The following is a 14,017-nucleotide window of genomic DNA, read 5'->3' as shown; positions in this document are numbered from 1 at the left end:
TCGGGGCGCAATTCCTATTCCCGACGCCTGCGCTAAGTTGGGCATCGGAACCCACACGAGCACCACGCGGGAGTGCACACCAAGTGCGCTGAGAGGACGGCTGGGGCCGTCGACCGTACGAACCTGACCGGGTAATACCGGCGTAGGGAGTGAAGTGAACTTTTTGCCGTTGCCCCTGCCCGGGCACACCCCGCACCGCGTCATGACCATCGCCGGCTCCGACTCCGGTGGCGGCGCGGGCATCCAGGCCGACATGCGCACCTTCGCGATGCTGGGACTGCACGGGTGCGTGACCGTCGTTGCGGTCACCGTGCAGAACTCCCTGGGCGTCAAGGGTTTTCACGAGATACCGCTGGACATCATCGCCGGGCAGATGAGTGCGGTGGCCTCCGACATCGGAATCCAGGCGGCCAAGACGGGGATGCTGGCGTCCGCGGAGATCATCGGCTGCGTGGCCGAGACCTGGCAGGCCGAATGCGCAGGCACTCCCCTGGTGGTCGACCCGGTGTGCGCATCGATGCACGGCGATCCGCTGCTGCACCCCAGCGCACTGTCGGCCCTGCGCACCGAACTGTTCCCGCTGGCCACCCTGGTGACCCCCAACCTCGACGAGGTGCGCCTGCTGGTCGACATCGAGGTGGTCGACGAGGCGACCCAGAAAGAGGCGGCCCGCGCGCTGCACGCACTCGGTCCGCAGTGGGCCCTGGTCAAAGGTGGGCATTTGCGGTCGTCGGACGCCAGCCCCGACCTGCTGTTCGACGGCACCGAATTCCACGAGTTCCACGCACCGCGGGTGGACACCGGCCACGACCACGGAGCCGGAGATACCCTGGCCGCGGCGACCACGTGCGCTCTGGCACATGGCTTTTCGGTGCCCGAGGCGGTGGATTTCGCGAAAACCTGGGTGACCGAATGCATTCGGACCGCCTATCCGCTGGGTCACGGCCACGGTCCGGTCAACGCACTGTTCCGGCTGCAGACATGAACCTCGACGTCATCGCCGGGGTGGCCCACGAGCCCCAGGGTGCCCCCACCGGCGTGGTTCTGCTGACCCACGGTGCCGGCGGCAGCCGAGAGGCTCCGCTGCTGGGCAGGATCTGCGACGAGTGGGCCCGGCGCGGCTGGCTGGCCATCCGCTACAACCTGCCCTACCGACGTCGTCGCCCGAAGGGGCCGCCGTCAGGGTCGGCGGCAGCTGATCAGGCAGGAATCCTCGAGGCCATCGACCTCGCCCACACCCTGACGGCTGGTCCGGTACTGGCCGGCGGGCATTCCTACGGTGGCCGGATGACGTCCATGGTCGCCGCCGAGGGTGCCGACTTGGCGGCACTCACCTTGTTCTCCTACCCCCTGCACCCACCGGGCAAGCCCGAGCGGGCCCGCACCGAGCACCTGCCACAGATCACCGTACCGACGGTCTTCACCCACGGAACTGCCGATCCGTTCGGCTCGATTGCGGAGCTGACGGTTGCGGCGGCGCTGCTGGGCGGCACTTCCGAGATCGTCGAGATCACCGGCGCACGCCACGATCTGGGCTCCAAGACACTCGACGTTCCCACGCTGGCCGTGGACGGCGCGTTACGGGTCAGCGGCCTCGGATAGCACCCTGCCGACGGTGAGTTCGAGCAGGGTGTCGACCAACTCGTCGGCATCGGCGGTACCAAACAGGGGTTGCTGATTCTTCTTTCTCGTGCGTAAATTCTCGTCATCGCCTTTCAAAAAAAAGAGGAGACAGCGGGATGCGCAGACGTGCTTTCCTGGCCGGCGGCGCCGGGGCAGTTGCTGTGGTGTCCGCGCAGTCACTGGCGGGCTGCAGCACGACAACCGAGGTGGCCACGGTCGAGGACACCGCGGCTTCCGACGAGGTGTCGCGGCTGAGGCAGCAGTATCTGCAGGAATTCGACGCGGAGTACGTCGACAACGTCATCGTCCCGTTCTTTCAGAACAGCGTGATCGAGGGCCAACGGCCGGTGCTGCCGATGATCGACGTGGCGCTGACCAAGGAGAACGCGCTGCCCTACGACATGTGGGGGCTGCTCAGCGATCAGTGGGGTCCTGCTCCAGAAGATGGGGTCACCGTCTTTTTGCAGGGCCTCGAGAAGCGCGGCCCTGACAATCTGCGTAAACGCATCTACATGTCGGCTGTCACGCCTGATCTCTACGCCGGCGCATACCAAGCGAAGGTGACGACGTTCTTCGACGGCCTGTTCAGCCCGTCCAACGCCGACAAACCACTGATGCAGACCTACCTGGACACCTTCTGGGATCTCTACTGGGATCTGCATCTCGGTGTCACCGGCGACGCCATTCCCGCTGAGGTCCGCGAGATCGGCGCCAGCTTCAATACCGTTCTGGCGTATCGTGATCCGACACAGAAGATCGTTCACGACAACTACATGACCGTCCGGGGCCACCTGGCGTTCCTGAAGCAGTGGATCGACGACAGGCTGGCCGACATCGAATCCGGCACCATCCAAGACGCCGACAAGACGTTCGCGTGGTTCTGGCTCAAGAACGGCGAGGACAGCGAGCACTTCAACCACAAGGACGTGGTGTTCGAGTGCTTCCACAACTTCGTCGCGTTCAGCCAGTGGGGCAACAGCCTCTACAACATCATGGCGACACTGGGTCGTGACACCGGCGACGCAGCAACCAAGGATTCGTTCACAAAGACCATGTCCGGAGCCTTCGACGAGCCCGATGGCAGTGCGTTTCCACCACTCGAGCGCTTTGTGATGGAACTCTTTCGGGTCATCTCCCGAATGGCGGCAGCATCTCGGCGGTGGCCGAGACCAGGGAACCGGTGTTCGAACGTCACAACTACGTGGCCACACCTCACCCGGCCACCAGCAAGGATCCGGTGCAGTGGACCAACCCCGACGCCTTCGATCCTGCGCGTTATCGCAACGCGCCCACCAGCCAAGACGTCGACGAGGCACGCATCCATCAGATGGGCTTGGCGCAGTGCCCGTTCCAACCCACGGACGTCGCCGTCAAGGACGGACGCAAAGCCGCGTTACGCAGCAGTGCGTTCGGCACGGTGTTCGGCGTCATCGACGACCAACCCATGCCGGTGTGCGACTACGCAGGGTTTGCGCCGTTCGGGTTCGGCTACCGTCGCTGCCCTGGTGAGCAGTTGACCACCATGGCCTTCGAGGACCTACTGCGCAAGGTCTGGCGGGAGCGCATCGAATTCGTCACCGTCGCCGGAGACGACGCGACGCAGTTGCCGATCGGCCCCAACACCGTGATCGGCGACAACCTGGGCTTTGTGCGCGCCTGATCAAATCCCTTCCGACCGGCAGCCAGGAAAGGACCAAGGACCCTAACTTACTGACGGGTAAGTTGAGGTATCGTCGTGGCATGACATCGGAGCACACCGACGTCGTCATCGTCGGCGCCGGCTTTGCCGGCATCGGTGCGGCGATCCAGCTCAAGCGACTCGGGTTCGACGACTTCGTACTGCTGGACCGCGAGGACGACCTGGGCGGCACGTGGTACGTCAACCACTACCCCGGGCTGGCCGTCGACGTCCCCACCACCACCTACTCGTACTTCTTCGAGCCCAACCCCAATTGGTCGCGACTGTTCTCCACCGGCGCGGAGATCAAGAAATACGCAGACGACGTGGCCACCAAGTACGACGTGCGTCGCCACATCCGGTACAACGCCGACGTGCAGAGCGCACGGTGGGATGAGGAGACCTCCCACTGGAAGGTCACCCTGGCCGGCGGCGAAACAGTGAGCTGCCGCTACCTCATCACTGCCACCGGCTTTCTGTCCCAACCCAAGCTGCCAGATATCAACGGCATCACCGACTTCGCCGGCAAGGTGGTGCACACCACCGACTGGGACAACGCCTACGACCCAGCCGGCGACCGGATCGCAGTGATCGGCACCGGCGCCACCGCGGTGCAGCTGATCCCCGAGCTGGCCAAGACCGCGGCCGACCTGACCGTCTACCAGCGCACCCCGATCTGGGTGGCACCCAAACTGGACTTCGCCATCTCCGAGCGCACCAAGCGGCTGTTCGCGCGAATGCCCTGGACGCAGAGGGTGATTCGCGCCATCACCGACACCATCTACGAGACCATGATCAACGTGGGCGTGGTGAACTACCGGGTGCCGCTGTTCCGTCGGCTCAACATCTCCGCGATGGACCTGTGCAAGATCAACCAGTTCATCCAGGTCAGGGACAAGGACCTGCGGCGCAAGCTGACTCCCGACTACGACATCGGCTGCAAGCGTCCGACGTTCTCCAACAGCTACTTCCGCACCTTCACCAAGCCGAATGTGCACCTGCAAACCGACGGTATCGACCACATCACCGCTGACGGCATCGTCAACAACGACGGCACCGAGACCAAGATCGACACCCTGGTGCTGGCCACCGGTTTCGATCTCTGGGAGGCCAACTTCCCGGCCATCGAGGTGATCGGTCGCGACGGCCGCAACCTCGGAAAGTGGTGGCGTGACACCAGGTTCCAGGCCTATCAGGGTGTGTCGATACCGTACTTCCCGAACTACCTCAGCCTGGCGAGCCCGTATGCATTCCTGGGTCTGAACTTCTTCAACACCATGGAATACCAGATGCGGCTGATGGATCGGCTGCTGAGTGAGGTGAAGCGACGCGGCGCCACCACGTTCGAGGTCACCGAGGCCGCCAACACCGCCTACCTGGACCGGATGACCGAATTGCTGGGCGACTCGCTGTGGACGCTGGGCAACTGCGCGAGCTCACGGTCGTACTATTTCAATCCGCACGGCGAGCCCAGCCTGCTGCGCTCGATGTCGACCAAAGACGCCATCAAAGAAGCCAGCGAATTCCCGCTGAGCGACTACCAAATCGCCTGAGAAGAAAGCACTCTCGAATGCCTTCACAGTCTCGTTTTCCCAGCTTCGCCGGCCTGGCCCTGGCCGCCACCGGAGTGGCGCACTTCGTCAAGCCGGAACTGTTCGAGTCCATCACCGCCCCGGCGTTCCCGCAGAACACCCGCCGATTCATCTACATCAACGGCGGTATCGAGTCCGCACTCGGCCTGGGTCTACTCAGCACCAAGACCCGCAAGGCCGCCCTGTTCGGTGGGCTCGGGTACGTGGCGTATCTGGGCATCAACGGGGCGCGCAACCGCTAGCGGGCCGCCCACGGAGTCAACGGCTCACAGGATCATCACCGACACCTGAGAGCCGGGCGAGCTCACCCCGGGTGGGCGCGGCCTCCCAGTCCCCCAAGCCGGTACACGCCAGAGCGCCACACGCCGATGCGACGTCCAGGCAGGCCTCTGGGGAAGCGCCCCGCGCCAACTCGGCCAGCCACCCCGCCACGAAGGCGTCGCCGGCACCCACCGTGTCGGCCACGGTCACTGGGTGAGCATCCCGGGTGTGGAACGTGTCCTCGGCCGCCGCGACAGCACCTCGAGCGCCCCGCTTGATGACCACCTGGTCTACGCCGAGGGCGAGCAGTCCGTCGACTTGCCGCTGCAGATCACTGGTGCCCGTTACCAGTTCGGCCTCGTCCTCGCCGGCGAAGACGATATCGGCACGTCGAGCCAGCGCCCGATAGGCATTCACTGCGGAATCTCGGTCCGTCCACAAACTGGCGCGATGATTGACGTCGAAACTCACGATGTTGTTCGCGCTCTTGGCATGATCGATCGCAGCATGAACAGCTGCCTGCGGGCCTTCGCCCAGGGCGGCGGTGATACCGGTGACATGCAGTATGCGACCGCGTTGCACGACGTGGCGGGGTATGTCGGCAGGGCGTAGCCGGCTACCGGCCTGGAACCGGCGGTAGTAGGTCACGCGGCTGGCACCCGGTCGGGGACGCTCCTTGAGCATCAGCGCGGTAGCGGACTCGGAATCGACGATCGCCACTGCCTCCACCGTTTCTGCGCGCAGTTCCCGCACGATCATGTGACCGAGCGAGTCCGCGCCAACCCGGCCGATCCACGCGGCGGAACCGCCGAGGCGTGCCACGCCGATGGCGACGTTGCTCTCGGCCCCGCCGAACCCCAGCTGCATGTCCCGCACATGGCTCAGTGATCCGACCCGGTCTGCGGTGATCAGGCCCAGGCTCTCCCCCACCGTGACGACGTCGAGCGGATCACTCGAGGTCACTGCGCACATACCGATTCGGCTGCCGACAACGCCGCCCTGGCTGCGCTCGCCACCACACCTTGGTCGGGCTCCGCTGTGATCCAGCTGCCGGAAACGGCGAAGACCGAGGGCAGAGAAAGGTAGTTCGCGACGTTGGTCAATCGAACTCCACCAGAAGGCATGAACCGCATACCTGGATACACGGCGGTGAAGGCTCTCAGGCAGGCGATCGCATCCACGGCATCGGCGGGGAAGAGTTTGACGTGAGTCAAGCCCAGACGCGAAGCCGCCTGGATCTCCGACGGCGTCAGCACTCCCGGAATGACCGGAACGCCAGCGTCCTGTGTGTACCGCACCACCTCGAGATCGAGGCCGGGTGTCACGATGAAGCGCGCTCCTGCATCGAGCGCCGTGCGGGCCTGTTGCACTGTCAGTACCGTTCCCGCACCGACCTCGATGTCACCACGGGCCGCCAGTCGCCGGATCGCCGCCACACTGTGTTCACTTCGCAGCGCCACTTCGGCAACCGGCAGCCCGCCGTCGACGAGGCCACCTCCGAGCGCGTCGACATCTGACATCGTCCGTACCGTCAACAGAGGAATGACGGGGTACCGGAGCATCGCGAAGTCCGGCTGCGTCATGCTCATACCGCCAGCGCGAAAGTAGGATTCGTGCCGTAAGCGCCCAGCGAGTCGGGGTTCAGCGAGATACCGAGACCAGCGGTGTGCGGAATGGGCAGCATTCCTTCGGCGTCCAGACTCCAGCCGCCGGCCACGAGTTCGTCGATATAGGCTGCACCCGTTTTGTACTCAACGAGGTCCGTGCCGGCCAGCGCCGAGGCCAACTGCAGGTCAGCCGCCAGCCCAACTCCGGTGTTCCAACCATGTGGCACCAGGCGGATACCGTGATCCTGTGCGCTCCAGCCGATCCGACGTGACTCACTCAGACCGCCACCTTTTGTGGTGTCCGGCTGCACGATGTCGAACGCGCCTGCTGTGATGAACGGCGCGAATGCCTGCCGACGGGTCAGCACCTCGCCACCACTGATCGGAACCTTGGAATACGCACGCAGCGCCACGAATCCGTCGACGTCGTCAGGATCCAGCGCCTCCTCGAACCATGCCACATCGTATGCGGCGAGCATGTCCGCGGTGCGCTTGGCCCACGACAAACCACCAGGGAAGAACGCCTCAGAACCTCCCGCGTCCACCGCGAGAAGGCGATCACCGACCGCCTCCCGCGCCGCAGCCACGGTGCGCTCGTCGGTTGCGCTGTCGACGCGTCCGAACTTCCACCATCCGATCTTGAACGCGGTAAAGCCCTCTTCCACCAGTGATTGCAGGTTCTCGGTCATAACCGGCGCTTCGTCCATCAAGACCGAAGCGTAGGGCCGGACACGGTCCCGGTAGCGCCCTCCCAGCAAGCGGCCGACCGGCTGATCCATGGCTTGGCCGGCGAGGTCCCACAGCGCGATGTCGATGGCGCTGGTGGCGTGTGTCAGAGCGCCACCCCGGCCCATCCAGAAAGCACTCTGGTGCAGGGTCTCCGTGAGGCGCTCGACCTCCAGTGCGCTCTGCCCCACCAGTTGTGGACTCAGCAGGTCCAACGCAGCACGCACCAATCCCTCTGCGGTGAAGGCGCTTCCGATTCCGACGTGGCCGGATTCGGTGTGAACAGCAACGAGAGTGTGCACGACGTCGTCGGGACGCAACTCGTTGGACCAACCGCCCTCCGGCGTGGCGCCCCGCAGGCCGCAGGTCTCGATTCGGGTGATCTTCATGTTCCGGTCTTCCTCCATGTTTGTTGTGTTCTGAACATCAGCGCAGCATTTGACCGGCAAGCCGGCCGGTGTGCCGCGCGTCGGCTATCACGGAAACCCCGTTGACCCACACGTGGCGAGCAGCGTCCGCATAGTCCTCCGGCGGCATGGCCCAGGTATCGGTTCGTGACAACACATTCGGGTCGAACACGACGACATCGGCGAAGTACTTCTCGCGCAGATATCCGCGCTGGCGGATGCCGAAATGGTCGGCCACCATGCCGGTCATCTTGTGAATTGCGTCTTCGAACGTCAGGGTTCCCGCGGGCACGTGGTGGGCAAGGTAGTGCGTGTGCCCGTAGTAGAACAGCGGATGCCGGGTCCGGGTGCTCAGCGGCCCTCGACGACATGCCGTGAATGCGTCGACCCCCAACAGGAAATGGTCGTGCGAAATAGCCTCCGCGAGGTGATCTTCGGTGAACAGCAGGCCGAGAAGTTGCACACTCCCCAGATCTGGGCCGGCAGCGGCCAGCACATCGAACAGGCAATCCCATTCGTCGCGGCCATGTTGCTCCGCGATCTCCGGAAACGTCAACCCTTCCCATTCAGGGTGTCCGGCCGATACCCCGAGCCGAACCCGATCCCACTGCCCCCGATGGACAAATCGCCAGTAACGGTCGCAGTCCTGCCGGACCCGAGCCCGGACCTCTGCGTCGTTGAGCAGCTGGGCTGCTTCTGCTGCCGGACGCTCGGCGAGCCAGCCGGGAAGCAGACCGGCAGCCAAACCGATTCCGTGCGGGTACGGCGTCATGTCCGCAAGGACATCGGTACCCCGCCGGCGCTCGTCGACCACCCGCCCGGCGGCACGTTCCCACGCGCCGCCGGGCGCGCCCGTGTCGTGGCGGACGTTCAGATGCGAAAGTTGGGCGCGGACCTGACCGTGCTGGACGATGTCGAAGAACTCATCGACGGCTTCGCCCAACCCGGCGTCGCGATTACGAATGTGACTGGAGTACATACCGCCTCGTCGCCCCGTCACGCGCGCCAGCTCGGCGATCTCGGCTGCGTCGGCGAATCGCCCAGCACCGTATTCGAGGCCGCTGGAGAAGCCGATAGCACCTGCGTCCAGTGCCTCTTCGAGAAGCCTGACCCGTTCCTGCTGCTCGCATCGTCGGTATCTGACTGCGTTGGATTGCGCTGCCGCTCGTATCGCCGTGTGCCCGACGAACCACATCAGGTTCTGGGCGGTGCCCCCCGAATGCACCCGGTCCAGGAGTTCACCGAAACTTCGCCAATTCACTTCGCCGTCGAATCCCATTGCCTGCAAGGCGTTCTGTGCCGATTCGACGTCATCTTCGCCCAGTGGCGCGTACGTGACTCCGCAATTGCCCACCACCTCACTGGTGACACCTTGGTGAATGGTGCTGTAAGCGGGCCGGTTTCCGAGAATCGACCAGTCACTGTGGCTGTGCGGGTCGATGAGACCAGGCGTGACGATCATCCCGCTGGCATCCACGGTGTGCACAGCCTGCACCGCAACGTCGACTCCGAGGTAGGCGATCCGGTCGCCTTCGATGCCCACGTCGCACCGTGTGGCGGGAGCTCCTGTGCCATCGATGACATCGGCACCGACGATCAAGGTATCGAGTGCGGCCACCTCAGAGCACCTTGCTCAGGAATTCTCTGGTTCTGGGTTCTTTCGGGGCGTTGAAAAGATCTGTGGGTTCGGCAACCTCGACAATGCTTCCCTTGTCCATATAGATCACACGGTCGGCGACCTCGCGGGCGAACCCCATCTCGTGGGTCACCACCACCATGGTCATGCCATCGGCAGCAAGCCCTTTCATGACGGCGAGTACTTCTCCCACGATCTCGGGATCGAGCGCTGACGTGGGCTCGTCGAACAGCATGATCTTCGGGTCCATCGCCAATGCCCGGGCGATCGCCACTCGTTGTTTCTGGCCGCCGGACAAGGCATCCGGGTAGGCCCTGGATTTGTCCGTCAGACCGACTCGATCAAGGAGGCTACGTGCGCGCTCGAGGGCAGCTGCTTTGGTGCGCTTCAGGACTCGCTGTTGTGCCAGTGCAACGTTGTCCAACACAGACATATGGGGGAAAAGATTGAAATGCTGGAAGACCATGCCCACGTCACGTCTGACCACCGCCAGGTCGGCGGTGTTCTCCTGCGGCCCGAGCGTGTGGCCGTTGATGACGATACTGCCGTGCGATGGCCGTTCCAGGCCATTCATACACCGAAGTAGCGTGCTCTTGCCGGACCCCGAGGCACCGATGATGCACACCACCTCGCGCTCGGCGACAGCACACGAAACCCCGTGTAACACTTCGTTATCACCGAAGCTGAGGCGGAGGTTCTCGACGTTGATCACTTTCTGGCTCCTGGATTGAGGGCGGTGAGCGCGTCACCGACTTTGGGTGCGGGCACGCGCGTTCCGAGGCGCCGTTCGTACCGTCTGGCAACGCTCGACAAGGCAAAGCAGATGACGAAGTAGAACGCACCCACAACGCTGTAGGCCATGATCGGATCCGCTGTCTGCGAGCTCACGATGTTGCCGGCTCGGGTCAGCTCGATCAGTCCGATCACCGCCACCAGCGAACTGTCTTTGATCAAGATCACCAGGAAGCCGACACCTGGTGGCACGATCAGACGTGCAGCCTGCGGCAGGATGATCCAGCGCATTCTCTCGACGTAGGGCATACCGAGCGCCTCGGCAGCCTCGAACTGCCCCCGCGGCACCGCTTGGATGCTGCCTCGAACCAATTCACCGATGTACGCTGCCGCGAAAACGGACAGCGCGATGACACCTGCCCAGTAGTCGGGCAGGCTGCTACCGGGCGCCAGCAGCGGGATGCCGAAGTAGACGAAGAAGATGATCAGCAGCACGGGGATTCCGCGGATGAGACCAACGTAAACACCACTCACCCAACGCAGCGGGCGGATGGTTCCGGTGGACATCAAGCCGATCAACAGGCCGAAGAATCCACCGAAAATCACTGACAGAACACAGATCTGCACAGTGACAAGTGCTCCCTGCAGGATCAGTGACAGGTGTTGCCAGCCGAACGCTTGGAACATCACGCCACCTTCCATCTGATGAACTTCGTCTCGACGACCCGCGATACGCTCGCGATGAGAAAGGCGACGCTGAAATACAGCAGACCGCCGACGGTGAAAGTCTCGATGGTGCGGAATGTGCTCGAGGTGATCCCCAACATGGCGTGCATGAGGTCAGGCAGCGCTACGACGGAGGTCACCGAGGACGCCAGGAACAGCAGGATGGTCTGATTCGTGATGGCCGGCAGGACATTGCGCACGGCCGGTGGGAACAGCACCCGCCAGAAGGTGTCTCGGGAGCTCATCCCGAGTGCTGCTCCGGCTTCCCGGAGACCTGCTGGCACGGACTGGAACCCGGCGCGATAGATCTCGGCCATGTAGGCGGCGTTGTTGATGGTCAGTGCCACGATGCCAGCCGCGACCGGATCCAGGTTCACACCGGCCTGTGGCAGCGCGAAGTACACGAGGTAGAGCTGGAGCAACAGCGGGGTGTTCCGGATGACCTCGATGTAGGTGCCCGCCGCCGCCCGCAGAGCTCGCGCACGAGATGCGCTGCCCGCGTAAAGGACAACGCCCAGGGCACCGCCGGCGACGGCAGCGGCAAGGCTTACCCCGAGACTGACTGCCAGCCCCTTGAACAGGGGCCCGAGATAGGGAATGACATCCCCGTAGTAGAGCTGCATAATGGCCCGCCACAGCTACTTGATCAGCTCGGGGACGTCCATACCGAGCCACCGGTTGTACGACTCGTTTGCGGCGTCACTGATGTTGTAGTTCATGATGAAGTTGTTCAGGTAGTTCAGCCATAGCTGGTCGCCCATCTTGGCCCCGAAGGAGACCAGCGACGGCGACAACGCGGGTGCCTCCAGAACGCGCACGGCATCGCCCTGGCTGCTGCGGATGTCCGCGACCACGGCTGTGCTTTCCATCAAGGCATCGACCTTTCCGCTGCGCAGCGCCTGAATCGAATCGGCAACTGCTTCAAAGAGACTGGCGTTGGCCTGCGGAAACCGCGTTTCGAGTATGGTGGCAGGCACGCTACCCCGGGTAGCCGCAACGGCGCGTCCGGCGAGGTCATCGTAGGTGCGGATGTCACTTCCCGCGGGCACCACCACCAGTTGGCCCTCGGAGGCGTACGGCCGTGTCATCGCGACTACCTGTGCGCGCTCGTCGAGGTTGGTCAGTGCGGCGATGATGACGTCGACCTTGCCGGTTTCGAGCATCGGAATGCGGCTTGCATTGGTGGTACTCACGAATTCCACCTCGGCCCCCAGCGAATCGGCCAGCGCATGGGCCTTGTCGATGTCGAAACCCTCGTACTCACCTGATGCGCTCATCACCCCATAGGGCGGTGCGTCCGCGAAAACGCCGACAACAAGCTTCTTGTTCTCGAGGACCTTCGTCAGCGTGCTGGGACCGCCTGCCGCCGGCCCGGTTTGACCCGACGATGTACAGCCGGTTGCCAGCAGCACCACTGCCAGGGCGGCTATTGCCGCGCGTATGCCATTGCCCATGGGTTCCTCAGATTCGTGAGTGATTCGACGGTCCGTCGCGAGAAGGCGGTTACACCGTCCGCCGGCGAACCCGGCGGCGATTAGAGATTATTTACAATCTATGATCTTGGCAACCCTGGATTCGGATCGTGTCCCACGGTCCGGCCCGGGCGTCCTGTGTTGCTTACGATTGACATGGCGCCGGCCCGGCGCGGAGGGAGACGATCGCATGACCCACGCCGCAGAGGGCCTTTCCGGGGACGCCCCGTCCCTGATCACCCAGTCGCGGCGGCACCAGATCGCCGATTGGCTGCGCGAGCAGATCGTCAAGGGCAGTCTCGCCCCCGGGGAGCAACTCAAACAGGACATTCTTGCCGCACGCCTGCGCACCAGCCCAGGCCCAGTGCGAGAAGCGCTGCGGCAGCTGGAAAGCGAAGGCCTGGTACAGCACATTCCGAACCGGGGCGCCTTTGTCAATTCCGTCAGCGCCGACGAGTTGCTGGGCGTGCTCCTACCTGTCCGACTGTCGATCGAGTCCTTCGCGGTCGCGAAGATCGGCGGCAATTCGGAGACCATCGCCGAACTGGAACGCCTCGTGACGTTGATGGGCACGGCCGCGGCAGACAACGACCTCGACCAACTCAACGAACTGGATGTCGCGTACCACGAAACCATAGTTCGCAGTGCACATTCCGTACACGCGCTGCAGCTCTGGGCGAGTGTGCAACCGCGGATCCGCATGCAGATCCACCGATTGGCCAAACGCCACGCCAGTCCCTTCGCAATACCGGAGGAACACCGGGTGCTGCTCAATTCGATTCTCCACGACAGCCCCGACGAGCTTCAGCTGGCCCTGGATGTGCACATCATGGAAAGCGCCCGGAGCTTGCTCGCCTACGAGCAGACCGACTGACCCCGCCGACGCGGGGCCGACATGCGGTTGAGACGGATCAGCGCGGAGCCGCCAGCCCCAGGATGATGCGGTCGCACACCGCGTACATCTCGTGCTTGGCCGCCCGCTGGTCGGCGGCCGCCGCGACGTAGAGTGCCGCCTCGTCGAGCGCCCCCAACAGCACATGCGCGCCCGCCCGCAACGGCTGCTCGGGGATGGCTCCCTCGGCAACCGCCTGCGACAGCATGGCCTCGATGACCCCCAGTCCGTACTTGGCGCCCATCGCGCGCCACTGCTGCCAGCCCAGCACGGTCGGCGCGTCCACCAGCACGATCTGCTGCGCGGCCGGCTCGGAGCACAAGTCCAGGAACAGCCTGGCACCCAGGCGCATCGCGTCGACGATGCCCGCGGGCGCGGCCTCGGCGATGCCGGCGCCGACCGCTGCCACCAATTCGGCTTCCAGCTCTTCGTACACGGCGGTGAACAGCTCGGCCTTGTCGGCGAACTGGTGATATAGCGCCCCGCGGGTGACGCCGGCGGCCTCCACGATGGCTTGGGTGGACACGTCAGCGAAACCCTTGGTGGCGAACAGGTTCCGGGCGGCCTGCAGCAGCGCCGCTCGGGTGGCGGCGGTGCGCTCGGCCTGGGTGCGACGGGCATTGACTTTCATACAGGCGGTATGTAACTTTCGTACTCAGTGTTTG

At 64.1% G+C, this 14,017-nt stretch carries 16 protein-coding genes and 1 riboswitch; of the genes, 7 read left to right on the top strand and 9 right to left on the bottom strand.

From position 1 onward, the window contains the following. The first annotated feature begins 56 nt into the window (after nucleotides 1-56). Nucleotides 57-166, top strand: a riboswitch (TPP riboswitch). The 6 genes from thiD to BVC93_RS17040 all read left to right on the top strand — a co-directional run bounded on the left by thiD (nucleotide 155) and on the right by BVC93_RS17040 (nucleotide 5,135). After that, a complete protein-coding gene (gene thiD / locus BVC93_RS17060; protein WP_157516963.1) occupies nucleotides 155-985 on the top strand; it encodes a bifunctional hydroxymethylpyrimidine kinase/phosphomethylpyrimidine kinase in 831 nt (276 codons plus the stop codon). It overlaps the preceding riboswitch by 12 nt. Further along, entirely contained in the window at nucleotides 982-1,602 is a 621-nt protein-coding gene (locus tag BVC93_RS17055; RefSeq protein WP_083738506.1) for an alpha/beta hydrolase family protein, read from the top strand. The genes thiD and BVC93_RS17055 overlap by 4 nt, the downstream gene beginning before the upstream one ends. Before the next feature lie 137 nt (nucleotides 1,603-1,739). Next, the gene (locus BVC93_RS17050) at nucleotides 1,740-3,140 is read left to right on the top strand and encodes a hypothetical protein (protein ID WP_236950006.1); all 1,401 of its coding nucleotides are present in this window, start codon (nucleotides 1,740-1,742) and stop codon (nucleotides 3,138-3,140) included. After that, nucleotides 3,137-3,283, top strand: coding sequence for a hypothetical protein (locus tag BVC93_RS34065; protein ID WP_236950005.1), 147 nt, complete (start codon nucleotides 3,137-3,139; stop codon nucleotides 3,281-3,283). Before BVC93_RS17050 ends, BVC93_RS34065 begins: the two co-directional genes overlap by 4 nt. Before the next feature lie 80 nt (nucleotides 3,284-3,363). Further along, a complete protein-coding gene (locus BVC93_RS17045) occupies nucleotides 3,364-4,854 on the top strand; it encodes a flavin-containing monooxygenase (RefSeq protein WP_083738505.1) in 1,491 nt (496 codons plus the stop codon). 17 nt (nucleotides 4,855-4,871) lie between these two features. Next, complete coding sequence (locus BVC93_RS17040; protein ID WP_083738504.1) at nucleotides 4,872-5,135, top strand: hypothetical protein; 264 nt, start codon at nucleotides 4,872-4,874, stop codon at nucleotides 5,133-5,135. Nucleotides 5,136-5,151: 16 nt separating this feature from the next. Here BVC93_RS17040 and BVC93_RS17035 read toward each other — a convergent pair whose 3' ends face one another. The 8 genes from BVC93_RS17035 to BVC93_RS17000 form a co-directional block, all read right to left on the bottom strand. Continuing rightward, nucleotides 5,152-6,126, bottom strand: coding sequence for a sugar kinase (locus BVC93_RS17035; RefSeq protein ID WP_083738503.1), 975 nt, complete (start codon nucleotides 6,124-6,126; stop codon nucleotides 5,152-5,154). After that, a complete protein-coding gene (gene eda / locus BVC93_RS17030) occupies nucleotides 6,114-6,674 on the bottom strand; it encodes a bifunctional 4-hydroxy-2-oxoglutarate aldolase/2-dehydro-3-deoxy-phosphogluconate aldolase (protein ID WP_236950003.1) in 561 nt (186 codons plus the stop codon). The genes BVC93_RS17035 and eda overlap by 13 nt, the downstream gene beginning before the upstream one ends. 65 nt (nucleotides 6,675-6,739) lie before the next feature. After that, nucleotides 6,740-7,876, bottom strand: a complete 1,137-nt coding sequence (locus tag BVC93_RS17025; protein ID WP_083741111.1) for a mandelate racemase/muconate lactonizing enzyme family protein — start codon at nucleotides 7,874-7,876, stop codon at nucleotides 6,740-6,742. Between the two features lie 37 nt (nucleotides 7,877-7,913). Then, complete coding sequence (locus BVC93_RS17020) at nucleotides 7,914-9,512, bottom strand: N-acyl-D-amino-acid deacylase family protein (protein ID WP_083738501.1); 1,599 nt, start codon at nucleotides 9,510-9,512, stop codon at nucleotides 7,914-7,916. A gap of 1 nt (nucleotide 9,513) precedes the next feature. Continuing rightward, nucleotides 9,514-10,242 carry an amino acid ABC transporter ATP-binding protein gene (locus tag BVC93_RS17015; protein ID WP_083738500.1) on the bottom strand — a complete coding sequence of 243 codons (729 nt, stop codon included), beginning with the start codon at nucleotides 10,240-10,242 and terminating at the stop codon, nucleotides 9,514-9,516. Then, complete coding sequence (locus BVC93_RS17010; protein ID WP_083741110.1) at nucleotides 10,239-10,949, bottom strand: amino acid ABC transporter permease; 711 nt, start codon at nucleotides 10,947-10,949, stop codon at nucleotides 10,239-10,241. The genes BVC93_RS17015 and BVC93_RS17010 overlap by 4 nt, the downstream gene beginning before the upstream one ends. Further along, nucleotides 10,949-11,611, bottom strand: coding sequence for an amino acid ABC transporter permease (locus BVC93_RS17005; protein ID WP_083738499.1), 663 nt, complete (start codon nucleotides 11,609-11,611; stop codon nucleotides 10,949-10,951). The genes BVC93_RS17010 and BVC93_RS17005 overlap by 1 nt, the downstream gene beginning before the upstream one ends. A gap of 15 nt (nucleotides 11,612-11,626) precedes the next feature. After that, on the bottom strand, nucleotides 11,627-12,442 hold the full coding sequence (locus BVC93_RS17000; protein ID WP_083738498.1) for a transporter substrate-binding domain-containing protein: 816 nt from the start codon (nucleotides 12,440-12,442) through the stop codon (nucleotides 11,627-11,629). Nucleotides 12,443-12,650: 208 nt separating this feature from the next. Between BVC93_RS17000 and BVC93_RS16995 the strand changes: the two genes are divergently transcribed. Then, nucleotides 12,651-13,334, top strand: coding sequence for a GntR family transcriptional regulator (locus BVC93_RS16995; RefSeq protein WP_083738497.1), 684 nt, complete (start codon nucleotides 12,651-12,653; stop codon nucleotides 13,332-13,334). A gap of 37 nt (nucleotides 13,335-13,371) precedes the next feature. Here BVC93_RS16995 and BVC93_RS16990 read toward each other — a convergent pair whose 3' ends face one another. Next, nucleotides 13,372-13,983, bottom strand: a complete 612-nt coding sequence (locus tag BVC93_RS16990) for a TetR/AcrR family transcriptional regulator (RefSeq protein WP_083738496.1) — start codon at nucleotides 13,981-13,983, stop codon at nucleotides 13,372-13,374. Nucleotides 13,984-14,017: the final 34 nt, after the last annotated feature.

Source organism: Mycobacterium sp. MS1601 (genome assembly GCF_001984215.1).
Classification (GTDB): domain Bacteria; phylum Actinomycetota; class Actinomycetes; order Mycobacteriales; family Mycobacteriaceae; genus Mycobacterium.
This window is presented reverse-complemented; position numbering and strand designations above follow the sequence as displayed.